A 21946-nucleotide genomic window follows, 5' to 3' on the forward strand; every position below is an offset into this window, starting at 1 on the left:
GCCGACGCGTGAGGAGCTCCGCCGCCCGGGACTGTCAGTGGCGGATGCCAGACTCCGTCGGCATGAGTGAACAGGTGCGTCTGAGAGATGTCGGTCCGTCCGATCTGGAGGTCTTCCTCGCGCAGGAGCACGACCCGGAGTCCGTGCGCCGGTCGAACTTCCCGCCCAGGGAACGGGAGGCCTTCATGAACCACTGGAAGACGAAGGTCCTGGGCGAGCCCTCCAACCGGGTGCAGGCCGTCACCGTGGACGGGGAGCTCGCGGGCAACCTGGTCGCGTGGTGGGACGAGGACCGGCGCTTCATCGGGTACTGGCTCGGCCGGCAGTACTGGGGCCGGGGCATCGGCACCCGGGCGCTGGCGCTCTTTCTCGACCTGGAGACGGCCCGGCCTCTGTACGCCGACCCCTTCGCGGGGAACACCGGCTCGGTGCGGCTGCTGGAGAAGCACGGCTTCCGGCGCACCGGGACGGTCATGTACGGCGAGGACGAGCACATCATGCTGGTGCTCCAACAGCCCGCTGACGGGCGCTGATCGGCGGTCGAGGTCCGTTGTCAGTGGCTCCACATACGGTGAACACATCACTCGGGGAGCTTCGGAGAAGGAGCAGATACATGTCCGCAAACAAGATCCAGCACAAGGTGAACCACGTCGCGCTGGTAGTGGACAGTTCGGGTTCCATGTATCAGCACCAGGGCCAACTCATCCGCGTCGTGGACGAGTTCGTGGCGGGTCTGAAAGCCGAGTCGGACAACCTCGGACATGAGACCCGCATCAGCCTCTACTCCTTCGACCACAGGGTGGAGAACCTGGTCTGGGACATGGATGTGAAGCATCTGCCGTCCATGCGGGGTCTGTACAAGGTCAACAACGGCGCCACGGCCCTCATCGAGGCCTCTCTGAAGTCCCTGGACGACCTGGGGCACATCTGGGAGGAGTACGGCGAGCACAGCTTCCTCCAGATCGTGGTGACGGACGGCGAGGAGAACGCCTCCGGCGGCGACAGGCGGCACGACGGGGACATGTCCATACTCGGCCCCTGGCTCGACAGGATCACGGCGAAGATGGGCGGGCTCCCGAGCCACTGGACCTCCGCGATCCTCGTCCCCAACTCCCTGGCGAAGCGGACCGCGCAGAACTACGGCTTCCCCGCCGGGAACATCGCCATCTGGGACGCGGACTCCCAGAAGGGTGTCGAGGACGCGATCGGCACCGTCCGAGCCGCCGCCACCAGCTTCCTGCGGGGCCGTGAGCAGGGTGTGCGCGGCACGAAGAACCTGTTCGCCGTCGGCCAGGACATATCGGTCGACGAGGTGCGCGCGAACCTCGAACCGGTCTCGGCCGACAAGTACCGGCTCCTGAAGGTCGACAAGGAGACCGAGATCCGCGCCTTCGTGGACTCGCATCCGGGGGTCTCGTACCGACGCGGCTCCTGCTACTACCAGCTGGGCACCCGGGTCCAGGTGCAGCCCGACAAGGAAGTCATCGTGGTCGAGAAGGACACCGACCGCGCGTACACGGGCGACGCGGCGCGCAGCCTCCTGTTCGGCACGGGCATCCATGGGACGGTCTCCGTCAAGGCCGGCAACAACCCCAAGCTGGAGGTGTACGTGCAGAGCCGCTCGGTGAACAGGAAGCTCAAGGCCGACACGCGCCTTCTGATCATGCTCTGACGTTCCGGCGAGGACGCAGTCGTCCGGACAGGCCGTCAGGTCGCGGTCACTGGGGGTGCGTTGACGGTGCGCAAATGCCGCGCGTGTCGACATTCACGCTGTGAAGATTGCATGGATAACGAGATGGTTACTAAGGTCATGGCTCGAACCTTCGCACGGTTGATTGCCCACCCGGGGTGACGGCGAAGGAACCGCCGAGTCCGTGACGTGCACGGAGCCGGGGATCCATTCGTTCCCCCCCCAGCCCGGTAGGCGGCTCGAGGAAGAAGGAGCTCGCCTTCGTGGGGTCCCACCGTCGTCCCAAGCAGCCGAGCCGCGCCCGCGTGACCGTGCTCACCGCGACCGCCGCCGCAGCTGTGGCCCTGACCTCCCAGGCGGCGCACGCCGACCCCAAGCCGACCAAGAGCGAGGTCAAGGCGAAGGTCGACAAGCTCTACCACGAGGCCGAGGTCGCCACCGAGAAGGCCAACGGCGCCAAGGAGCAGCAGGACAAGCTCAAGAAGCAGGCCGACGCGCTCCAGGACAAGGTCGCCCGCGGCCAGGACGAGCTCAACACCCTGCGTGGACAGCTCGGTTCGCTGGCCACCGCGCAGTACCGCTCCGGCGGTCTCGACCCGTCGGTCCAGTTGCTGCTCTCCTCGGACCCGGACAGCTTCCTCGACCAGGCGTCCGCGCTCGACCAGCTGTCGGCCAAGCAGGCGGATTCGCTGGAGAAGATCCAGGCGAAGCAGCGCGCCCTGGCGCAGCAGCGCAAGGAGGCGCAGGGCAAGCTCACGGCCCTCGCCGAGGTCCGCGAGACGCTGAACGAGAACAAGAAGAAGTCCCAGGGCAAGCTGGCCGCCGCGCAGAAGCTGCTGAACACCCTCACGGCCGCCGAGCGCGCCAAGATGGCCGAGGACGATCGGCGGGCGGCCAACCGCGCCGCAGGCGAGCGGGCCGGCGCCGGCAACAAGACCTCCTCCTCCTCCTCCTCCTCGGGCGAGCAGGTCGACCTCGGCAACGAGGTTCCCGCCTCGGCCCTCGGCGCCGCGGCCCTCCAGGCCGCCCACACCCAGGTGGGCAAGCCGTACGGCCGCATGGGCACAGGCCCCAGCTCCTACGACTGCTCGGGCCTGACCCAGTGGGCCTACGCCCAGGCCGGTGCCCAGATCACCCGCACCACCTTCACGCAGATCAACCAGGGCACCCGCATCGCGCGCAGCCAGCTGAAGCCGGGCGACCTGGTCTTCTTCAGCAACACCTCGCACGTGGGCCTCTACGCGGGCAACAACACGGTGCTGCACGCCCCGTACCCGGGCACGTACGTCCGCTACGAGTCGATGAACACCATCGGCGCCTACCAGACCGCGGTGCGCATCTGACCGTGCCCAGGGGCCGTTCTGTCCTTGCCCGTCGGATGGCTGGGAGAAGCGCCCCGGAGCCGGTTCCGAACCGGCTCCGGGGCGCTCGATCAGGCCTGAGAGGTGTCCGACGCGCGCGGTGAGCGGCGGCCGCCCCCGCCGGGCGGCCTCGGCCGGTCTGGCGTCGCGGCGGACTCGGGCCGGGGGTCGCTCCTCGTGGAGGCGCGAGCGACCCGGTGGTCGGTGCACGACCGCGTGCCCGGGGGCAAGACCGTACGGGTGGAGATCGACCCGCTGCCGTCCGTAGCCGGGGCGGCCCGTCCGAGGAGGGGCCGCCTTCCCTCGTCGGGGCGCGGCCACGGCGCTCAGATCTGGTTCATGCCGCCGTCGACGTACAGGCTCGAACCGGTGATGAAGCTGCTCTGCCCGGAGGCGAGGAAGGCCACTGCGGCGGCGATCTCCTCCGGACGCCCGAGCCGGCCCAGCGGCACCTGCGCGGCCAGGTGCTGCCTGAGGCCGGCGGCCTGCTCCGGGTCGGGAGCGAGTCCCGAGAGGCCAGGAGTGTCGGTCGGCCCGGGGGTGACGGTGTTGACCCGGATGCCGCGCCCCTTGAGTTCGTTGGCCCAGGTGCGGGCGAACGACCGGGTGGCTGCCTTGGACGCCGCGTACGCGCCGAAGGCATCCGCGCCGACGTCCACGTTGGTGGAGCCGTTCAGGATCACCGAGGCGCCGTCGTTGAGCAGCGGCAGCGCCTTCTGGACGGTGAAGAGCGTGCCCCGGACATTGATGCCGAAGAGGGCGTCGAAGTGTTCTTCGGTGGTCTGCTCCAGTGTGGCGAACGTGGCGACGGAGGCGTTCGCGAACAGAACGTCCAGGCCCCGCCCCCGGTCGTGGATCGTCTCGTAGAGCCGGTCCAGGTCGGCCAGGTTCGATATGTCGCCGATCACCGCCGTGGCCGATGATCCGATCGTCTCGACGGCCGCGTCGAGTTCGGCCTTGCGACGGCCGGTGATGAACACGTGCGCACCTTCGGTGGCCAGCCTTGCGGCGCTGGCCAGACCGATCCCGGTGCCGCCCCCGGTGACGAGAGCGGTTCTGCCTTCGAGTGACCCCATGTGAATGACCTCTTCCGACTTCCGCATCGATCGTTGCTGAAGTCGAACGTAGCACTTCCGTAGCGATCGATGCGGAAGCGGTAGACTGCGGTGGTGGCGACGAAACAGAGCGGCCCGATCGGCCGACCGCGGGGATTTGACGTCGACGAAGCTCTCGAACGCGCCGTGCTGGTCTTCTGGGAGCAGGGTTACGAGGGAGCCAGCGTGGCCAACCTGACGGATGCGATGGGCATCTCCACCACCAGCATGTACGCGGCCTTCGGCAAAAAGGAGGAGCTGTTCCGCAAGGCCCTGGAGCGCTACACGGAAGGCCCGGGCGCCTACCTCACCCGGGCGCTGGACGAGCCGACCGCCCTCGGCGTCGCCACCGCGATCCTGGCCGGCACCGTGCGGACCACCACCCGCCCGGCCCGCCCCCAGGGATGCCTGGGCGTTCAGGGCGCCCTGGCCGCCGGGGACTCCGGGCGGGCGGTCCGGGACATTCTCGTCGCCTGGCGTAACAACGGATGTTCCTGCGTCCGGGAGCGGTTCCAGCGAGCCGTCGACGACGGAGACCTGCCTCCGGACGCGGATCCAGGGCTACTGGCCCGCTACGTCACCACCTTGGCCTTCGGTATCGCCGTACAGGCCGCGAGCGACGTCGGCCGCGACGAACTCCAGGAGATGGCCGACGCCGCCCTGCGCGCCTGGCCGCTCTCCTGAGGACCGCGGTCTCCGACGCCGTGCCGCGTACCGGTCTCCGTCACCTGAGGTGAGGCGGTCAGGCCGTGTGCTGGTACGTCGGGTAGGTGAGGTACCCGGCGTCGCCGCCCTGGTAGAAGGTGTTCTCGTCGGCGGGCGCGATGGGCAGGCGCGAGCGCATCCGTTCGACCAGGTCGGGGTTGGCGAGGAAGCCGCGGCCGAAGGCGATCAGGTCGGCACCCAGACCCAGCCAGTGGTCGGCTTCCGCCCGCCCGGCCTGCTTCGGGCCGCCGGGCATGGCCGGGCTCATGATGAGGGTGCCCGGCCAGGTCTTGCGCAGCCCGAGGAGAACGTCCTCGTCGGCGGTGGCCTCCAGGTGCACATAGGCGAGGTCGAGGCGGGCCAGTTCCGTCAGCAGAGCGGTGTTCAGCTCCGCCGCGTCGTCCTCGGTCACACCCCATATGCCGCCGCCGGGCGACAGGCGGATCCCTGTACGGGCGGCGCCCACGGCCTCGGCCGTGGCGGTGGCCGCCTCGACGGCGAAACGGATCCGGTTGCTGATCGAGCCGCCGTAGCGGTCGTCGCGCAGGTTGGCGTTGGACGACAGGAACTGGGAGATCAGGTAGCCGTTGGCGCCGTGCAGTTCGACCCCGTCGAAGCCCGCGTCGACGGCGCGGCGGGCGGCGTGGGCGTAGGACTGGACGTGCTCGGGGATCTCGTCGGTCCCCAGGGCTTGCGGCACGGGCATCGGCTGGGGGCCGCTCGGGGTGAACACGCTGCCCTCGCCTGCCACGGCCGACGGGCCGACCGGCTGGAGGCCCGTGGTCTCGTGGTGCGAGACCCGCCCGCCGTGCATGAGCTGGGCGAAAACGCGTCCCCCGCCGGTGTGGACGGCATCGGTCACCTGCCGCCACGAATCCGTCTGCTCGTCGGTGTGCAGGCCGGGCGTGCCCGGGTTGGACTGCCCGACGCGACTGGGCTGCACGCCCTCCGTGACGATCAGACCGGCCGATGCGCGCTGCGCGTAGTAGCTGGCCATCGAGGGAGTGGCCAGACCGCCGGCGGAGGCCCGGACCCGGCTCATGGGAGCCATGACGGTCCGGTTGGGCAGCGTGAGCCCGCCGAGACGGTAACTGCTGAACAGGGAGGGCATATCGGTTCTCCTCGCGTACACAGTGCTCCGTTCGCCGAAGCACATGGGTACGCTAAAACCTGACGTCAATGTCAGAGGCAAACGGAGAACGCCGCGGATCCGTGTGGGGCGCATCACAGGACCCGCGGCGCTGTGGACCACCACGGGAGGCAGTCATGCGGATCGGAGAACTCGCGGCACGCGCCGGAGTGAGCGTGCGGTCCCTGCGCTACTACGAGCAGCAGGGGCTGCTCACCAGCACGCGTACGCCGAGCGGACAACGGCAGTACACAGAACACGACGTGGAGCGCGTCCACTTCATCCAGGGGCTGTACGCGGCCAACCTCTCCAGCCGCACCATCGCGGAACTCCTGCCGTGCCGCGACAACCCGAGCACGCACAACTCCGACGCCACGCTGGAGCGGATGGCCCGCGAACGCGAGCGGATCACGGCGCAGATCGACGACCTCCTACGAGCCCGGGGCACCCTGGACAGGATGGTGACCGTGGCTCGCGCCCACCGGGAGTCCCTGCTGCACACGGCGCCCGCCGCGGACGAATCGGCGGCGACCCGGGACGCGTCGCCGCTCTCCTCAGGGCACGCCTCCGTGTGAGCCGACGCGGCGGGCGTGGAGTCGTCGTCCCGCAGCTTCTCGCCCGCCCGCACGGGTTCGGTCAAAGCCGGTGTCTGCTGGGGTTCAGTTCTCGCCGACGGCCAGATTGGCGTGAACATGCAGCTCTGCCCTGCCATCCAGATATGAAGCCCCGTCAGGGCAAGGTGCCCTTGCCCTGACGGGGCTCGGCCGGCCGGACAGCGCTTCGGGAGCGTAGGCCGGGGCCGGTGCCACGTGCGGCGCTCCTGGGCTCAGTCGAAGTTCACGTCGCTGCACCACATGTAGGCCTGGTCGAGGTGCGAGGCCTGCCAGATCACGAACACGATGTGGTGTCCGGTGTAGCCGGTGGTCTGGACAGGGAACGTGATGTCCTGCGCAGGCGCGTAGCTGCCGGTCTGCTTGATGAAGTCAAGGTTGCCCCAGCCCAGGGTCTGGGTCTTGGGGTCGAAGCCCTGCTTGCTCACGTAGACCTTGAAGTAGTCGGCACCGTGGGACGCCTGGTCGTACAGGTGCACCGAGAAGTTGTTGCCGATCGTGGTGGTCTTCCACGCCCCGGGCTTGTCCAGGCTGGCGTTCCGGGACAGGTTGTTGCTGCAGAGAGTCCCGTCGGGGGTCTTCGCCTGGAACTGGCCGCCGAGGCCGTCGCGCAGCGCGCTCATCCAATTCCACATGGTGTCGGTATTGGTCTGCCAGGCCTGCCAGCACATGGGGTCCTGCGCTTGCATGGCCGGGTCCATGTGATGGCTGCCCCACGTCTCCCAGCACTGGTACGCGCGGGTGGCGGGGCCGACGATCGTGCCGTGGGCCTGGGCGGGGGACGACCAGGCCAGCGCGCCGGCGACGACGGCGAACAGCATGACGAATGCCTGGAGGGGCCGGCGGAGGTACGACCTCGAACGCCCGGTTAACGGAATCTTGTTATGCATGTGGGGGGAACTCCTTCCAGTGACAAGGCTGTGATGGGAGCGCTCCCAACGGTACGACTTCTGAGTGAAGTGTCAATGAAACGAACGAAGTTGATCACAAAACGGGCGGACAGGGGATGTGTCGTGACACCGCGTCGGTTTGCGCTCTTGCAGATCTGGACCAACCGAGGAGACTGCCTTCATCCCCCGGCCCGCTCTGTACCCGGCAGCACCACGCCGAACAGGTCCGAGCGGCCCCGGGCAGATCGGTCCACCGTCACTCCCCCCGGGATTGAGGTCTCATGAACCGGAACCGAGCCGTCGCCAGCGCCGTCACCGTGACCCTGTTATCAGCCGGCCTCGCCGTCGGCCCTGCAGTCGCCTCCGCCTCCGCCTCCGAGGCGAAGGCGCGCGTGGGGGGCGACTGGGAGACCCAGACGATCGTCTTTACCGCCGCTGCGGGGCAGACCAACGACCTGAACATCTACCCGATGTACACCAGCGACGGGATCCGCCGGATCGGCTTCAGGGACGTGGTCCCGCTGGAACCGGGCGAGCACTGCGCGTACTCCAGCGCCGAGGACACCACCGTCGTCGTCTGCGAACTGCCCGCCGACAGCACACGGCCCGACAGGATCGACGTCTTCCTCGGCGACGGCGACGACACGATCGCCGCCTTCACGCCCGGAATGAACACGGTCAGCGGCGGCGCGGGCGACGACGAACTGCACGCCCACACCGCGCGCACGGTGCTGGGCGACGCGGGGGACGACATGGTCATGGGGCCCGCGACCCTGCACGGCGGGGATGGCATGGACCACCTGATGGGTGACAGCGGGAACCAGCGGATGTGGGGCGGCCGGGGCGATGACATGATCGAGGGCTACGGCGGTGACGACACCGTGCACGCAGGCTCCGGTGACGACCACGTCATGGGCGGGGACGGCCGGGACATCCTGCTCGGCGGCTCCGGCGACGACATGGTGCACGGGGAAGGCGGCAACGACTTCGTCTGTGGTGGCACCGGGAAGGACGACCTCGACGGCGGGGACGGCCGTGACATCGTCCTCCCGTAGCCGCCGCTCGCTGCCCGAAGACTCCGAGGCGCTGAAGTCCGCGAAGGCTCTGGTTCTGCGGCGTGAACAGCGTCGCGGGCGCTGAATCACCGCCTGGCGACCCCGACCACAACAGGTGGCAGACGGGAAGCGACACATCAGGCGACCGGCGTCAGGGCTGATTCCGAGTCGGCCGGCTCCTGGCGCTCGAAGCGGCTGCAGGCGTCACGGCGGCCGAACTTCTCGCGCTCGGCATCGGGCCGACGGCTGGAGGCCGCGAACACGTCGATCAGTTCGCGAGGCGCTCTGCGGTCGGCGAGGGCGCGGACCCTGGTCCCGATCACGTCCTCCTCCCGAGGCCGCCGGAACTTCTCCCCGGTACAGAGGGAGGCCCTCGGCGACCACCCCGGAAAGGCCGCTCGGTGGGCTCACGGGGTGATGCAGGCTCCGTCATGGTGGCTGGAGGTTCTTATACCGACCGAAGGCCACAGAAGAGTCCCGGAGGCGCCGCCACCTCCTCTCCCGCTTCGCTTTTACGCAGTTCAGTGAGGGGATGGCGGCGCTTCTTCTGAGGACTCTCAGATGTCCCGGAAGATCTCGATCTGCGCGCCCACCGAGTTAAGCCGCTCCGCCAGCTCCTCGTAACCCCGGTTGATGACATAGACGTTGCGGAGCACGGACGTGCCCTCGGCCGCCATCATCGCCAGCAGTACCACCACCGCCGGGCGCAGGGCGGGCGGGCACATCATCTCGGCGGCGCGCCAGCGGGTCGGGCCCTCGACCAGGACGCGGTGGGGGTCCAGGAGCTGGAGCCGGCCGCCGAGGCGGTTGAGGTCGGTGAGGTAGATCGCGCGGTTGTCGTAGACCCAGTCGTGGATCAGGGTCTTGCCGTGCGCGGACGCCGCGATCGCCGCGAAGAACGGCACGTTGTCGATGTTCAGCCCGGGGAAGGGCATCGGGTGGATCTTGTCGATGGGCGCCTCCAGCTTGGAGGGCCGGACCGTCAGGTCCACCAGCCGGGTGCGGCCGTTGTCGGCGGCGTACTCCGCCGTGCGGTCGCAGTCGACGCCCATCTCCTCCAGGACCGCGAGCTCGATCTCCAGGAACTCGATCGGGACCCGGCGGATCGTCAGCTCGGACTCCGTCACCACGGCGGCGGCCAGCAGGCTCATCGCCTCGACCGGGTCCTCCGAAGGGGAGTAGTCGACGTCCACGTCGATCTCCGGCACCCCGTGCACCGTGAGGGTCGTCGTCCCGACGCCGTCGACGCGTACGCCGAGCGACTCCAGGAAGAAGCACAGGTCCTGGACCATGTAGTTGGAGGACGCGTTACGGATGACCGTCGTGCCGTCGTGCCGGGCGGCGGCCAGCAGCGCGTTCTCGGTCACCGTGTCGCCGCGCTCGGTGAGGACGATCGGGCGGCCCGGCCGGACCTCGTGGTCGACCTGGGCGTGGTAGAGCCCGTCGGTCGCGGCGATCTCCAGGCCGAAGCGGCGCAGCGCGATCATGTGCGGCTCGATCGTGCGCGTGCCGAGGTCGCAGCCGCCGGCGTACGGCAGGGTGAAGCGGTCCTCGCGGTGCAGCAGCGGGCCGAGGAACATGATGATGGAGCGGGTCCGGCGCGCGGCGTCGGCGTCGATGGACTCCAGCTCGAGCCGGTCGGGCGGCAGGATCTCGAGGTCGACACCGTCGTTGATCCACCGGGTGCGTACGCCGATGGAGTTGAGGACCTCCAGCAGCCGGAAGACCTCCTCGATGCGGGCCACCCGGCGCAGCACGGTGCGGCCCTTGTTGAGCAGTGAACCGCAGAGCAGCGCGACACAGGCGTTCTTGCTCGTCTTGACGTCGATGGATCCCGAGAGCCGACGGCCACCCACGACCCGCAGGTGCATGGGACCGGCGTAGCCGAGCGACACGATCTCGCTGTCGAGGGCCTCGCCGATGCGGGCGATCATCTCAAGGCTGATGTTCTGGTTGCCGCGTTCGATGCGGTTGACGGCGCTCTGGCTCGTCGCCAGCGCCTCGGCGAGCTGACTCTGTGTCCAGCCACGATGCTGACGGGCGTCACGGATGAGCTTGCCGATACGTGCGAGGTAGTCGTCTTCCATGGCTGCACGCTATCTCAGATATGAGATGAAGCTCGTGCCGGGGGTGTGGGGTTCGGGTGACGGTCGGGTGCCCGGCCGTGTGGGGGCGCCTGTTTGAAGGGTCGGACGTCCCCGGCGCCCCGGCGTGCGGAGCTCGGCCGAACGGGTGAGGCCGACGGGGTGAAGCCCGGCCGGGTGAAGGCCGGCCGGGCCCGCGACGTGAGCCGGGGTCAGCCGCGGCGGCGGCGCGTCGTCCGGCGCCAGCCGAACGGGCCCGGCAGATCCATGGAAGTGGTGCGCCGGCCCGTGCTGCTCGTGGTGCGCCTCGGCCCGTGCCGTCCGCCGGTGGTGACGGACCACGAGCGGCGGTTGATGTTCACCCGGACGCCCGGGAGGATCTGGAAGCTCTTGCGGAAGGTGAGCGGCATCTGTGCCTCCTCTGTCAGGAGTACGGGTATCCCGAAGCCGCCGGGTCATGCGCACGGGCCCCGAGGGCGTGGTCAGCGCCGCGCCGGGTCCGGTCCTCGCAGGGCGTTGGCCAGGGGTGCCGATACGGCCCATCCCGTGCTCTCGTACAGGGCCCGCCCCTCCGCCGACGAGGCCAGCAGACCGGCCGTCGCGCCCTGCTCGGCGGCCGCGTCGGTCAGCGTGCGCATGATCAGGCGGCCGAGACCGCGGCGCCGGTGGGCGGGCTGGGTCTCGACCTTGTCGACGACGGCGGTGACGCCGGTGACGGCCGCCTGGCCCCGCGCGGCAGGCGTGCCGTCGTCCGCGCACACCCGGGCGTGGGTGACGCCGTCGTGCGTCCAGGTGCGGAGCCGGTAGCCGTGGGGGAGGGGAGCCGGGGCGCGGGCGGGGTGGAGCGGGGCGGACATCAGGTAGCCGGGTTCGTCGGCGACGGACCAGCCGGGTGCGATCCAGGACGCGAGCGACTCCGTCCGTACGAAGGCCTTCAGCCGGACGCCGGGCCTGGCCGGGCCCTCGGCGATCTCCCGCACCGTCGCCGCGTCGGCGACGGTCAGGACGTGGCTCGTGGCGTGTGCGGGAGGACCCGTGCTCACGGTGAAGCCCCAGGGCGAGGGGTCCGGTTCGGCCGCTCCCCGTGAGAGGGCCCAGCCCTGGACCCACGCGCGTACGGCCTCGGAGGTGGTGGTGAAGTGCACGGCGCCTTCCCGGGCGGGGTGGTCGGGCGTGGTCGGCTTCGAAATGTACCGGTCCCGCCCGCGCGCCGTCGCGGTGCGGCGCGGGACACGGGCGCCCGGGCATGACCGCGCGGCGGCTATGTACTAGAGTTATCTCGACATCGAGATATCTGCCGAGGCGCACCGCAGCCGCCGCTCGGTAAGGGTTACCTAACTAATCCTTACCTTAGCGGATGGTGGGGGCCGCAGGCGGCGCCGGCCGCACATGAGGCGCGGCGCGGTTGAACGCGCACATTGAAGAAGGAGACTGTCGTGTCGGCGAACAGCTTCGACGCCCGCAGCACGCTGCGCGTGGGTGACGAGTCGTACGAGATCTTCAAGCTGGACAAGGTCGAGGGCTCCGCGCGCCTCCCTTACAGCCTGAAGGTGCTGCTGGAGAACCTGCTCCGCACGGAGGACGGCGCGAACATCACCGCCGACCACATCCGTGCGCTCGGCGGCTGGGACTCCCAGGCCCAGCCCAGCCAGGAGATCCAGTTCACGCCGGCCCGCGTGATCATGCAGGACTTCACGGGTGTCCCGTGTGTCGTGGACCTCGCCACCATGCGTGAGGCCGTCAAGGAGCTCGGCGGCGACGCCACGAAGATCAACCCGCTGGCCCCGGCCGAGCTGGTCATCGACCACTCCGTCATCGCCGACAAGTTCGGCACCAACGACGCGTTCTCCCAGAACGTCGAGCTGGAGTACGGCCGCAACAAGGAGCGCTACCAGTTCCTGCGCTGGGGCCAGACCGCCTTCGACGAGTTCAAGGTCGTCCCCCCGGGCACCGGCATCGTCCACCAGGTCAACATCGAGCACCTGGCCCGCACGGTCATGGTGCGTAACGGCCAGGCGTACCCCGACACCCTCGTCGGCACCGACTCGCACACCACGATGGTCAACGGCCTCGGCGTGCTGGGCTGGGGCGTCGGCGGCATCGAGGCCGAGGCCGCGATGCTCGGCCAGCCGGTCTCCATGCTCATCCCGCGCGTCGTCGGCTTCAAGCTGACCGGCGAGCTCCCGGCCGGCACCACCGCCACCGACCTCGTGCTGACCATCACCGAGATGCTCCGCAAGCACGGCGTCGTCGGCAAGTTCGTCGAGTTCTACGGTGAGGGCGTCGCCGCCACCTCCCTCGCGAACCGCGCCACCATCGGCAACATGTCGCCGGAGTTCGGCTCCACCGCCGCGATCTTCCCGATCGACGACGAGACGCTGAAGTACCTCCGCCTGACCGGCCGTGACGCGCAGCAGGTCGCGCTCGTCGAGGCGTACGCCAAGGAGCAGGGCCTCTGGCTCGACCCGGCCGCCGAGCCGGACTTCTCCGAGAAGCTGGAGCTCGACCTCTCCACGGTCGTCCCCTCCATCGCCGGTCCGAAGCGCCCGCAGGACCGCATCGTCCTCGCGAACGCCAAGGCGCAGTTCGCCCAGGACGTCCGCAACTACGTCGCGGACGACGAGGAGGCGGGCAAGGAGTCCTTCCCGGCCTCCGACGCCCCCGCCGCCTCCAACGGCGTCCCGTCGAACCCGGTCACCGTCACCGCCCCCGACGGCACGACGTACGAGCTCGACCACGGCGCCGTCACCGTCGCCGCGATCACCTCCTGCACCAACACCTCGAACCCGTACGTCATGGTCGCCGCGGCGCTCGTGGCGAAGAAGGCCGTCGAGAAGGGCCTGACCCGCAAGCCGTGGGTCAAGACCACCCTCGCCCCGGGCTCGAAGGTCGTCACCGACTACTTCGACAAGGCGGGCCTGACCCCCTACCTCGACAAGGTCGGCTTCAACCTCGTCGGTTACGGCTGCACCACCTGCATCGGCAACTCCGGCCCGCTGCCGGAAGAGGTCTCGAAGGCGGTCAACGACCACGACCTGGCCGTGACCTCGGTGCTCTCCGGCAACCGCAACTTCGAGGGCCGGATCAACCCCGACGTCAAGATGAACTACCTGGCGTCCCCGCCGCTGGTCGTCGCGTACGCCATCGCCGGCTCGATGAAGGTCGACATCACCAAGGACGCCCTCGGCGTCGACCAGGACGGCAAGCCCGTCTTCCTCCAGGACATCTGGCCCTCCGAGGCCGAGGTCAACGACGTCGTCGCCAACTCCATCGGCGAGGACATGTTCAACAAGTCCTACCAGGACGTCTTCGCGGGCGACGCCCAGTGGCAGGCCCTGTCGATCCCGACCGGCAACACCTTCGAGTGGGACTCCGAGTCCACCTACGTGCGCAAGCCCCCGTACTTCGAGGGCATGACGATGGAGACGTCCCCGGTCGAGGACATCACCGGCGCCCGGGTGCTCGCCAAGCTCGGCGACTCGGTCACCACCGACCACATCTCCCCGGCCGGTGCGATCAAGGCCGACACCCCGGCCGGCAAGTACCTCACGGAGCACGGCATCGAGCGCCGCGACTTCAACTCCTACGGCTCGCGCCGTGGCAACCACGAGGTCATGATCCGCGGCACCTTCGCCAACATCCGCCTGCGCAACCAGATCGCGCCGGGCACCGAGGGCGGCTTCACCCGCGACTTCACGCGGTCCGATGAAGGTGCCCCCGTGTCGTTCATCTACGACGCCTCCCAGAACTACCAGGCCGCGGGCACCCCGCTCGTCATCCTGGCGGGCAAGGAGTACGGCTCCGGCTCGTCCCGTGACTGGGCGGCCAAGGGCACCGCGCTCCTGGGCGTCAAGGCCGTCATCGCCGAGTCCTACGAGCGCATCCACCGCTCGAACCTCATCGGCATGGGCGTCCTCCCGCTCCAGTTCCCCGAGGGCCACACCGCCGAGTCGCTCGGCCTGACCGGTGAGGAGACCTTCTCCTTCGCCGGCGTGACCGAGCTGAACAACGGCACCACGCCGCGCACCGTCAAGGTCACCACCGACACCGGTGTGGAGTTCGACGGCGTCGTCCGCATCGACACCCCCGGTGAGGCGGACTACTACCGCAACGGCGGCATCCTGCAGTACGTCCTCCGCAGCCTGATCCGCAAGTAAGGGCACCGCGAAGTGAGCGAGGGCCGCACCCCCCGGGGTGCGGCCCTTCGCCGTTAGGCTCGAAGGTCTGATGAAGAACACCCTCACCTCGCCGGCGGCCAAGGCCGGACACGAGTCCGTGCGCCGCCACAACCTCAGCCTGGTCCTGCGGACCGTCCGTGACGAGGGCGAGGTCACCCGGGCACGGGTGGCGAGCCTCGTGGGGCTGACCAGGGCCGCCGTGTCCTCGCTCGTCGAGGAGCTGCTCGCGCTGGACTGCCTCAGCGAGTCCGGCAAGACCTCCAGCGGATCGGCCGGCCGCCCCGGCACCGTGCTGAAGCTCTCCCGCACCGGCCCGGCGGGACTCGGCGTGGAGATCAACATCGACTACGTCTCCGTGTGCGCCGTCGACCTCACCGGCACCGACCGGGTCCGGGTCACCGAGCACACCGACCACCGGGACGTCCCGCCCGCCGAGGTCCTGGCCCACGCCGCCCGGCTCACCAACCGGGTCATCGCCTCCACCCGGGAACAGGAACTGCGGGTGGTCGGCGTCGAGCTGGCCCTGCCCGGCCTGGTCTCCGGCGGTGTCGTCCGGCAGGCCCCGAACCTCGGCTGGAGCAGGGTCGCCGCCGAGGGCATCTTCGGGCAGGCACTCAGCACCCTGCGTCCGGCCGGGCGGGCGCTGGCCGTCGGCTCCGACAACGAGGCCAATCTGGCGGCCCTCGCGGAGCTGTGGTTCGGCGGACTCGGCGGCGTACGCACCTTCCTCTATCTCACCGGTGAGATCGGCGTGGGCGGCGCGCTCGTGGTGAACGGCGAGATGCTCCGGGGCGCCCACGGGTTCGCCGGTGAGATCGGGCACGTCGTCGTCGACCCGCGGGGCCCCCTTTGCCGGTGCGGCGCGCACGGCTGCCTGGAACAGTACGCCGGCCGGGCGGCCCTGCTGCGAGCGGCCGGGATCGACCCGGACACGGGCGTGCGCGGCATCGACGAGCTGGAGCAGCGGGCGGCGGCAGGCGAGAAGCGGGCCGTCTCGGCGCTCCGGGAGGCGGGGGACCGGATGGGCGTGGTGCTGGCCGGCGCGGTGAACCTCTTCGACCCGGAGGCCGTCGTCCTGGGCGGGATCTACCGCAACCTGATGCCCTGGCTGGAGGTGTCCGCGGACGCCCAGCTCACCGCACGGGTCGTCTCGGGCCGCTGGCACGCGAACGGCAGCCGGCTGCGCGCCTCCTCCCTCTCCGGCGACGCGGCGCGGGGCGCGGCGGCCCGGGTGATGCACGAGGTGCTGGAGAACCCGGCGGCGTACGCGATGCGTTGACCGCCCGGCCCCGCAGCCGTCCGGAGGTTCTCAGCCGAGCTCGCGGCGTTCCTCCTCGGACCACTTGGCGGTGTCGCGCGGCTCCACGTACGGCTCCTCGGCTTCGGGGTGGCCGCCGTCGATGGCTCGCTGGCGGGCCATCTCCGCGTCGAATTCGAGACCGAGCAGGATCGCCAGGTTGGTGATCCAGAGCCACACCAGGAAGATGATCACGCCGGCGAGGGCGCCGTACGTCTTGTTGTACGAGGAGAAGTACGCCACGTACAGCGCGAAGCCGGCCGAGGCGATCATCCAGAGCAGCAGGGCGAGGAAGCTGCCGGGCGTCACCCACTTGAAGCCCCGCCCCCTGGCGTTCGGCGCGGCCCAGTACAGGAGCGCGATCATCACGACGACGAGCAGGACCAGGACCGGCCACTTCGCGATCGACCAGGCCGTCATGGCGGGGCCGCCGACCCCCAGGGCGGAACCGGCCTTCTGGGCGACGGGGCCGGTGAACACCACGATCAGGGCGCTGACGACCGCCAGCACCATCAGGGTCACCGTCAGCGCCAGGCGCAGCGGCAGCACCTTCCACACCGGCCGCCCCTCGGGCATGTCGTAGACGACGTTGGAGGAACGGATGAACGCCGCGATGTAACCGGAGGCCGACCACACCGCCAGCAGCAGACCGACGACGGCCATCAGCGACCCCGTGCCGCCGTTGCCCTGGAGCTGCTGCACCGCTCCCGAAAGGATGTCCCGGACCGGCCCGGGGGCGAGCTTCTGCAGGTTGTCCATCACCTGCTGGGTGGCGGACTCGCCCGCGATACCGAGCAGGGACACCAGGACGAGCAGTGCCGGGAAGAGCGAGAGGACGCTGTAGTAGGTCAGGGCGGCGGCCCGGTCGGCGAGTTCGTCGTCCGTGAACTCACCTACCGTGCGCTTCAATACCGCCCACCACGACCTCCTGGGCATGGCGGCCGGCCCGTCGGGAGCGTCGCGCTCCACCTCCGGGTCCGGACCGACGTGGGTGGGGTGAGCCTGGGGTTCCGGTGTCCGTGCCATGGGACTCCGGTAACCGCCCCGGCCGGACGGAAACCGGCTGAGCCGGGATTCCCCCGGGAGCCGTCCGGCGGCGGGAGACACACACGGGCCCGGGACGGCTGTCCAGCCGTCCCGGGCCCGCAAGCCGTAACCGCGCGATCAGGCCTTGTGCGCCGCGATCAGCTGCTGATACCAGCGGTAGCTGTCCTTCGGGGTGCGCTCCAGGGTGTCGTAGTCGACCCGGATGATCCCGAACCGCTTCGCATAGCCCAGCGCCCACTCGAAGTTGTCCAGCAGCGACCACACGTAGTACCCGCGTACGTCGACACCGGCGTCCATCGCCGCGCGCAGCGCCGTCAGATGGGTGCGCAGGTACTCCACCCGGTCCGCGTCGTGGATGGAGCCGTCCGCCTCGACGCTGTCGAACTCCGCCGAGCCGTTCTCCGTGATGTGCACCGGCGGGAGGGCGTCGCCGTACGTCTGCTTCAGCACGGTCAGCAGGTCGGTGAACGACTCCGGGACGACCGGCCAGCCCATGGCCGTCTTGCGGACGTCCGGGTAGTTCCCCTCGGCGTAACGGTTGTCCGTGGCCACGCGCAGCGCCGGGTCCGCCTCGCGGTGCGGGGCGGCGGCGACCACGATCGGCCGGTAGTAGTTGATGCCCAGGAAGTCCATCGGCTGGGAGATCAGCTCCAGGTCGCCCTCGCGGCGGAAGTCCTGGCCGGTGATCAGCTCGCCCCAGGTCTCCTCCTCCGTGGCCGGGTAGCGGCCCGCGAGGATCGGCTCGGTCCACACCAGGTTGTGCTGGGTGTCCGCGCGGACGACGGCGGCGAGGTCGGCGTCCGACTCCGTGGCCGGGACGTTGCGGTCCAGGTTGAGCGTGATGCCCGCCTCGCGGACGCCCGCCGCGCGCAGCGCGCTCATCGCGTGCCCGTGACCGACCAGCAGGTGGTGCGCGGCGGCCAGGGCCCCGCGGCCCTCCTTGGCGCCCGGCGCGTGCCGGCCGACGGAGTAGCCGAGGAACGCGCTGCACCAGGGCTCGTTGAGGGTGATCCAGCGCGGCACCCGGTCACCCAGGTGCTCGGCCATGATCGCCGTGTACTCGCCGAAGCGCTCAGCCGTCTCCCGTACGCGCCAGCCGCCCTTGTCCTCCAGGGCCTGCGGCAGGTCCCAGTGGTAGAGGGTGGCGGCCGGCTCGATGCCCGCCTCCAGGAGCGAGTCGACGAGCCGGGAGTAGAAGTCCAGCCCCTTCGGGTTGACCGCCCCGCTGCCCGTGGCCTGGATCCGGGACCAGGCGATGGAGAACCGGTACGACTCCACGCCCAGGTCGCGCAGCAGCGCCACGTCCTCCGGGTAGCGGTGGTAGTGGTCGCAGGCCACGTCACCGGTGTCGCCGCCGTCCGTCCTGCCGGGCGTGTGGCTGTAGGTGTCCCAGATGGACGGGCCGCGGCCGTCTTCCTCCACGGCGCCCTCGATCTGGTACGAGGCCGTGGCCGCACCGAAGACGAAACCGGGCGGGAAGACCGGGAAGTCACTCATGGAGAACCCTTACTTGACCGAGCCGCCGGTGATCCCGGCGGCGATGTACTTCTGGGACAGGACGAGGAGGACCGCGGCGGGCACGGCCGAGAGCACGGACGCGGCCATGACCGAGCCCCAGTCGCCGACGTGCGCGCCGATGTACTGGTAGATGCCCAGGGTGATCGGCTTGACGTCGTCCGTGGTGTTCAGCGTGAGCGCGAACATGAAGTCGCTCCACGCGTAGAGGAACGAGAACAGCCCGGCGGTGATCAGCGAGTTGCGGCTCATCGGCAGGACGACCTGGACGAACGTACGGACGCGGCCCGCGCCGTCCACCTCGGCGGCCTCGATGACCTCGCGCGGGATCGACACCATGAACGACCGCATCAGCACGATCGCGAAGGGGATGCCCAGCGAGGCGTCCGCCAGCATCAGGCCGAAGTAGGAGTTGACCAGGCCGAGGTCCACGTACGCGCTGTACAGGGCGTTGGCGATGACGATGCCCGGCACCATCTGGGTGATGAGCGTGCCGAAGACGATCGTCTTGCCGCCACGGACCTTGAACTGCGCGAGGCCGTACGCCGCCGGCGCGGAGATCGCCAGACAGATGGCGACGGCGCCGAGCGCCACGGCCAGTGAGGTCAGCAGGTTGCCGCCCTGCTCCGTGATGGCGGACGTGAAACCGGAGAAGTCGATGCCCGTGGGGACCGGGCCCACGTCGACCAGGCTCGCGTCCGGCTGCAGCGCGGTGTTGATCATCCAGTACAGCGGGAACAGCATGACCGCGAGGACGACGACGCCGAAGACGGTCGCACCCCAGCGGCGCTTGGGCCGGTGGACGGCGGGTGCCGGGGCGGCGGGGATCTGGGTGGTGGTCGCCATGCCGGTCACTTCCCCTCGTTGCGGTTGACCCGCAGGTAGAACACCGCGAAGACGGCGGAGATCAGGATCAGGATGTTGCCGACCACGGCACCGGCCCCGAAGTCCATCTGGACGAAGGAGTTCTGGTACGTGAGCGTGCCGAGCGTCTGCGTGGAGTCGGCGGGCCCGCCGTCGGTGAGGGCGAGGACCAGGTCGAGGATCTTGACCGTCGACATGAAGCCGAGCACCAGCACCACGGTGATGACGGGCTTGAGCATGGGCAGGGTGACCGAGCGGAACGTACGCCAGGCGGACGCGCCGTCGAGCGCGGCGGCCTCGCTCAGCTCCTTCGGGACCTCCTGGAGGCCGCCGTAGAGGATCACCATGTTGAACGGGATGCCGATCCAGATGTTCACCAGGATCACCGAGACCAGCGCCATGCTGGTGCTCGTCAGCCACGGGGTGTCACCGGGGAGGCCGACGGTGCCCAGGAAGGAGTTGAGGACACCGGTGTCCTGGTCGAAGATGCGCCGCCAGACGATGCCGGAGACGACCATCGGGACCAGCCACGGAAGCAGGATCAGCGAGCGCAGGATCCCGTTGAGCGGGAAGCGGCGGGTGAAGAAGACCGCGAGGGCCAGACCGATGCAGAACTGGCCGACGAGCGATCCGACGGTGAAGAGGATCGTCTGCCAGAGGGCCTTGCCGAACAGCCCGTCGTTGAAGACGTTGCTCCAGTTGTCGAAGCCGTTGAACGGCGCCTCGCCGGTGAAGAAGGTGGACGGCGAGTAGTCCTGGAAGCTCATCACGATGTTGCGGACGAGCGGGTAGCCGAAGAACAGCGCCATGAAGATCACGGCGGGGGCGATGAACCCCCACTGGGCCAGCGACTTGCGCCGCTTGGCGCTCCGCGGGTTCACGGGCTTCCTGACCGCGCCGGCCGCGGGGGCCTTCGGGTCGGCCGGCGGTGCGGCGGCTGAGGCTGTGGTGGATGACATGGTTCGTTACCTCAGTTCCCGCTCGTGACCTGCTGCTGGGCACGCTTCAGAGCGGCCTCGCTGGATTCGCCGGTGAGCGCGGACTGGAAGGCGCTCTGCAGGGCGAGCGACACCGACGACCACTGCGCACCGACCTTCGCCGTACGCGACCGGGCCGTCGAGACCTGTCCGGCGAGCGCGGCCAGCTCGGGGACCTTCTTGCGCCACTCGGCGGCGGCCTTGGTGTTCGCGGGGACCATCCAGCTGTTCAGGGCGTAGGTGATCTCCTCCTGCTCGCCCGACATGCAGCCGATGATCTTGGCAGCCGTCTTCTCGCGCTCGGTGTCCCCGGTGTTGGGCACGGTGAGCACGCCGCCGCCCAGCGGGCCGACCGAGTCGTCGCCCGCCTCGGGCACCGGGATCTCGGCGATGCCCCAGTTGAGCCCCTTCTTGGAGTTCAGGGTCTCGACCTGCCACGGGCCGTTGATCATCATGGCCGCGTTGCCGGCCATGAACTGGTCGTTCACATCGGCCTGGGTCCAGTTGACCGTGGACTTGGAGAGCGAGCCGTCCTTCAGGAGTGCCTTCCAGTAGTCCAGCGCCCCGGCGACCTCGGGGGTGTCGAGCTTCGACTCGTCGCCGCCGTTGGACCACATGAACGGGGTGAACTGGAAGACGCCGTCCTCCGCGCCGCCCGCGCTCAGCGCCAGGCCGTACCGCTTGCCCTGGGTCAGCTTCTTGGCCGTCGACTGCATCTCGGCCCAGGTGGTGGGCACCTCCAGGCCGGCCTCGTCGAGGGTGTCCTTGTTGTAGAACAGCGCCAGTGTGTTCACCGTGCGCGCGGCCCCGTAGTACTCCCCGTCGAACGAGCCGAAGTCGACGATCCCCTCGGGGATGTCCGTCGTGGTCAGCCCGAGGTCCTTGAGCGGGATCAGGCCACCGGCCTCGGCGAAGGTCGGCATCTCGGACGCGTCCAGCTGGAGGACGTCCGGCAGCGACTTCGAGGACGCCATGCGCAGCGCCTTCGTCATCAACTGCGCGGCCGGCACGCTCTGCTGCTCGATGGTGATCCCGAGCTTCTTGCTGCAGCGCTCGAGGGTGTCACCGTCCCAGCGGTGGTACGACTCGTCGGTCGAGGAGTTCATGACGGTGTAGACGTCCTCGTCCCGCTGCTGGCCGCACCCCGACAGGACGGTGCCGGCGACGATCGCGGAGACGACGGTGAGAGGGACGACGATCCGCCTGCTGCGACGGGTACGGCGTCCGGTCCGCCCGTCGGGGGAAGGTTCTGTCACGGTGGTGCCCTTGCGGTGAGAGGGGGCCGGGGCCGGTCCATGGGAACGCTCCCACGGGCTGCTCGTCAAGCCCCTGCGCGAATCCTGCGGTGCCACGGCGGTGCCACGGCGGGGAAGTGGCGGGCGCCCGGCAGGTCGGCCGGGCGCCGGGGGGTGGGGTCAGCGGACGCCGATGAGGTGTTCCATGGCGAGC

Annotated in this window: 20 protein-coding genes; 8 read left to right on the plus strand and 12 right to left on the minus strand. The window is 69.6% G+C overall.

Features of this window, described 5'->3' with window-relative positions:
* Positions 1 to 62 precede the first annotated feature (62 nt).
* The 3 genes from AB0P41_RS28055 (at position 63) to AB0P41_RS28065 (ending at position 3033) form a co-directional block, all read left to right on the plus strand.
* Complete coding sequence (locus AB0P41_RS28055) at positions 63 to 533, plus strand: GNAT family protein (RefSeq protein WP_356710593.1); 471 nt, start codon at positions 63 to 65, stop codon at positions 531 to 533.
* Positions 534 to 613: 80 nt separating this feature from the next.
* Positions 614 to 1672 (plus strand): VWA domain-containing protein, encoded by a 1059-nt coding sequence (locus AB0P41_RS28060; protein ID WP_365934800.1) that lies wholly within the window; start codon positions 614 to 616, stop codon positions 1670 to 1672.
* Between the two features lie 281 nt (positions 1673 to 1953).
* Entirely contained in the window at positions 1954 to 3033 is a 1080-nt protein-coding gene (locus AB0P41_RS28065; RefSeq protein WP_365934801.1) for an NlpC/P60 family protein, read from the plus strand.
* Positions 3034 to 3377: 344 nt separating this feature from the next.
* Here the strand turns inward: AB0P41_RS28065 and AB0P41_RS28070 are convergent, their stop codons facing one another.
* Positions 3378 to 4127, minus strand: coding sequence for an SDR family oxidoreductase (locus AB0P41_RS28070; RefSeq protein ID WP_365934803.1), 750 nt, complete (start codon positions 4125 to 4127; stop codon positions 3378 to 3380).
* Positions 4128 to 4220: 93 nt separating this feature from the next.
* Here AB0P41_RS28070 and AB0P41_RS28075 point away from each other — a divergent pair, with 93 nt between their 5' ends.
* Complete coding sequence (locus AB0P41_RS28075) at positions 4221 to 4829, plus strand: TetR/AcrR family transcriptional regulator (RefSeq protein ID WP_365934804.1); 609 nt, start codon at positions 4221 to 4223, stop codon at positions 4827 to 4829.
* 58 nt (positions 4830 to 4887) lie between these two features.
* Here AB0P41_RS28075 and AB0P41_RS28080 read toward each other — a convergent pair whose 3' ends face one another.
* Positions 4888 to 5961 (minus strand): alkene reductase, encoded by a 1074-nt coding sequence (locus AB0P41_RS28080; protein ID WP_365934806.1) that lies wholly within the window; start codon positions 5959 to 5961, stop codon positions 4888 to 4890.
* 155 nt (positions 5962 to 6116) lie between these two features.
* Between AB0P41_RS28080 and AB0P41_RS28085 the strand changes: the two genes are divergently transcribed.
* Positions 6117 to 6554 (plus strand): MerR family transcriptional regulator, encoded by a 438-nt coding sequence (locus AB0P41_RS28085; protein ID WP_356710606.1) that lies wholly within the window; start codon positions 6117 to 6119, stop codon positions 6552 to 6554.
* Between the two features lie 251 nt (positions 6555 to 6805).
* Here the strand turns inward: AB0P41_RS28085 and AB0P41_RS28090 are convergent, their stop codons facing one another.
* Complete coding sequence (locus AB0P41_RS28090; protein ID WP_365934808.1) at positions 6806 to 7411, minus strand: lytic polysaccharide monooxygenase; 606 nt, start codon at positions 7409 to 7411, stop codon at positions 6806 to 6808.
* 350 nt (positions 7412 to 7761) lie between these two features.
* On the opposite strand from AB0P41_RS28090, the gene AB0P41_RS28095 reads away from it, so the two are divergent.
* On the plus strand, positions 7762 to 8535 hold the full coding sequence (locus tag AB0P41_RS28095; protein ID WP_365934810.1) for a calcium-binding protein: 774 nt from the start codon (positions 7762 to 7764) through the stop codon (positions 8533 to 8535).
* A 137-nt stretch (positions 8536 to 8672) separates the two neighbouring features.
* Here AB0P41_RS28095 and AB0P41_RS28100 read toward each other — a convergent pair whose 3' ends face one another.
* The 4 genes from AB0P41_RS28100 to AB0P41_RS28115 all read right to left on the minus strand — a co-directional run bounded on the left by AB0P41_RS28100 (position 8673) and on the right by AB0P41_RS28115 (position 11764).
* Positions 8673 to 8858: a hypothetical protein gene (locus tag AB0P41_RS28100; RefSeq protein WP_365934812.1), complete on the minus strand. Its 186-nt coding sequence runs from the start codon at positions 8856 to 8858 to the stop codon at positions 8673 to 8675.
* A 234-nt stretch (positions 8859 to 9092) separates the two neighbouring features.
* Positions 9093 to 10622, minus strand: coding sequence for a UDP-N-acetylglucosamine 1-carboxyvinyltransferase (locus AB0P41_RS28105; protein WP_356710614.1), 1530 nt, complete (start codon positions 10620 to 10622; stop codon positions 9093 to 9095).
* A gap of 209 nt (positions 10623 to 10831) precedes the next feature.
* Positions 10832 to 11029 (minus strand): DUF4236 domain-containing protein, encoded by a 198-nt coding sequence (locus AB0P41_RS28110; protein ID WP_356710616.1) that lies wholly within the window; start codon positions 11027 to 11029, stop codon positions 10832 to 10834.
* Positions 11030 to 11101: 72 nt separating this feature from the next.
* A complete protein-coding gene (locus AB0P41_RS28115; RefSeq protein WP_365934813.1) occupies positions 11102 to 11764 on the minus strand; it encodes a GNAT family N-acetyltransferase in 663 nt (220 codons plus the stop codon).
* A gap of 291 nt (positions 11765 to 12055) precedes the next feature.
* Between AB0P41_RS28115 and acnA the strand changes: the two genes are divergently transcribed.
* Positions 12056 to 14776 carry an aconitate hydratase AcnA gene (acnA, locus tag AB0P41_RS28120; RefSeq protein ID WP_365934815.1) on the plus strand — a complete coding sequence of 907 codons (2721 nt, stop codon included), beginning with the start codon at positions 12056 to 12058 and terminating at the stop codon, positions 14774 to 14776.
* Positions 14777 to 14846: 70 nt separating this feature from the next.
* Entirely contained in the window at positions 14847 to 16076 is a 1230-nt protein-coding gene (locus AB0P41_RS28125; protein ID WP_356710622.1) for an ROK family protein, read from the plus strand.
* Positions 16077 to 16106: 30 nt separating this feature from the next.
* On the opposite strand, the gene AB0P41_RS28130 is transcribed toward AB0P41_RS28125, so the two are convergent.
* From AB0P41_RS28130 to AB0P41_RS28150, 5 genes are all read right to left on the minus strand, one after another.
* Positions 16107 to 17120 carry a YihY/virulence factor BrkB family protein gene (locus AB0P41_RS28130; protein WP_356710624.1) on the minus strand — a complete coding sequence of 338 codons (1014 nt, stop codon included), beginning with the start codon at positions 17118 to 17120 and terminating at the stop codon, positions 16107 to 16109.
* A gap of 138 nt (positions 17121 to 17258) precedes the next feature.
* Positions 17259 to 18638, minus strand: a complete 1380-nt coding sequence (locus AB0P41_RS28135; protein ID WP_356710626.1) for a GH1 family beta-glucosidase — start codon at positions 18636 to 18638, stop codon at positions 17259 to 17261.
* 9 nt (positions 18639 to 18647) lie between these two features.
* Positions 18648 to 19502 (minus strand): carbohydrate ABC transporter permease, encoded by an 855-nt coding sequence (locus AB0P41_RS28140; RefSeq protein ID WP_365934817.1) that lies wholly within the window; start codon positions 19500 to 19502, stop codon positions 18648 to 18650.
* A 5-nt stretch (positions 19503 to 19507) separates the two neighbouring features.
* The gene (locus AB0P41_RS28145; protein ID WP_356710630.1) at positions 19508 to 20479 is read right to left on the minus strand and encodes a sugar ABC transporter permease; all 972 of its coding nucleotides are present in this window, start codon (positions 20477 to 20479) and stop codon (positions 19508 to 19510) included.
* 11 nt (positions 20480 to 20490) lie between these two features.
* Positions 20491 to 21753, minus strand: a complete 1263-nt coding sequence (locus tag AB0P41_RS28150; protein WP_356710632.1) for a sugar ABC transporter substrate-binding protein — start codon at positions 21751 to 21753, stop codon at positions 20491 to 20493.
* Positions 21754 to 21946: the final 193 nt, after the last annotated feature.

The organism is Streptomyces sp. NPDC079167, from assembly GCF_040686735.1.
Taxonomy (GTDB): Bacteria; Actinomycetota; Actinomycetes; order Streptomycetales; family Streptomycetaceae; genus Streptomyces.

Coding starts and splice junctions, on each gene's coding strand:
- AB0P41_RS28105 (WP_356710614.1), bottom strand. CDS start 10,622: ATGGAAGACGACTACCTCGCACGTATCGGCAAGCTCATCCGTGACGCC.
- AB0P41_RS28060 (WP_365934800.1), top strand. CDS start 614: ATGTCCGCAAACAAGATCCAGCACAAGGTGAACCACGTCGCGCTGGTA.
- AB0P41_RS28070 (WP_365934803.1), bottom strand. CDS start 4,127: ATGGGGTCACTCGAAGGCAGAACCGCTCTCGTCACCGGGGGCGGCACC.
- AB0P41_RS28090 (WP_365934808.1), bottom strand. CDS start 7,411: ATGCTGTTCGCCGTCGTCGCCGGCGCGCTGGCCTGGTCGTCCCCCGCC.
- AB0P41_RS28125 (WP_356710622.1), top strand. CDS start 14,847: ATGAAGAACACCCTCACCTCGCCGGCGGCCAAGGCCGGACACGAGTCC.
- AB0P41_RS28135 (WP_356710626.1), bottom strand. CDS start 18,638: ATGAGTGACTTCCCGGTCTTCCCGCCCGGTTTCGTCTTCGGTGCGGCC.
- AB0P41_RS28055 (WP_356710593.1), top strand. CDS start 63: ATGAGTGAACAGGTGCGTCTGAGAGATGTCGGTCCGTCCGATCTGGAG.
- AB0P41_RS28085 (WP_356710606.1), top strand. CDS start 6,117: ATGCGGATCGGAGAACTCGCGGCACGCGCCGGAGTGAGCGTGCGGTCC.
- AB0P41_RS28080 (WP_365934806.1), bottom strand. CDS start 5,961: ATGCCCTCCCTGTTCAGCAGTTACCGTCTCGGCGGGCTCACGCTGCCC.
- AB0P41_RS28130 (WP_356710624.1), bottom strand. CDS start 17,120: ATGGCACGGACACCGGAACCCCAGGCTCACCCCACCCACGTCGGTCCG.
- AB0P41_RS28095 (WP_365934810.1), top strand. CDS start 7,762: ATGAACCGGAACCGAGCCGTCGCCAGCGCCGTCACCGTGACCCTGTTA.
- AB0P41_RS28145 (WP_356710630.1), bottom strand. CDS start 20,479: ATGTCATCCACCACAGCCTCAGCCGCCGCACCGCCGGCCGACCCGAAG.
- AB0P41_RS28110 (WP_356710616.1), bottom strand. CDS start 11,029: ATGCCGCTCACCTTCCGCAAGAGCTTCCAGATCCTCCCGGGCGTCCGG.
- AB0P41_RS28140 (WP_365934817.1), bottom strand. CDS start 19,502: ATGGCGACCACCACCCAGATCCCCGCCGCCCCGGCACCCGCCGTCCAC.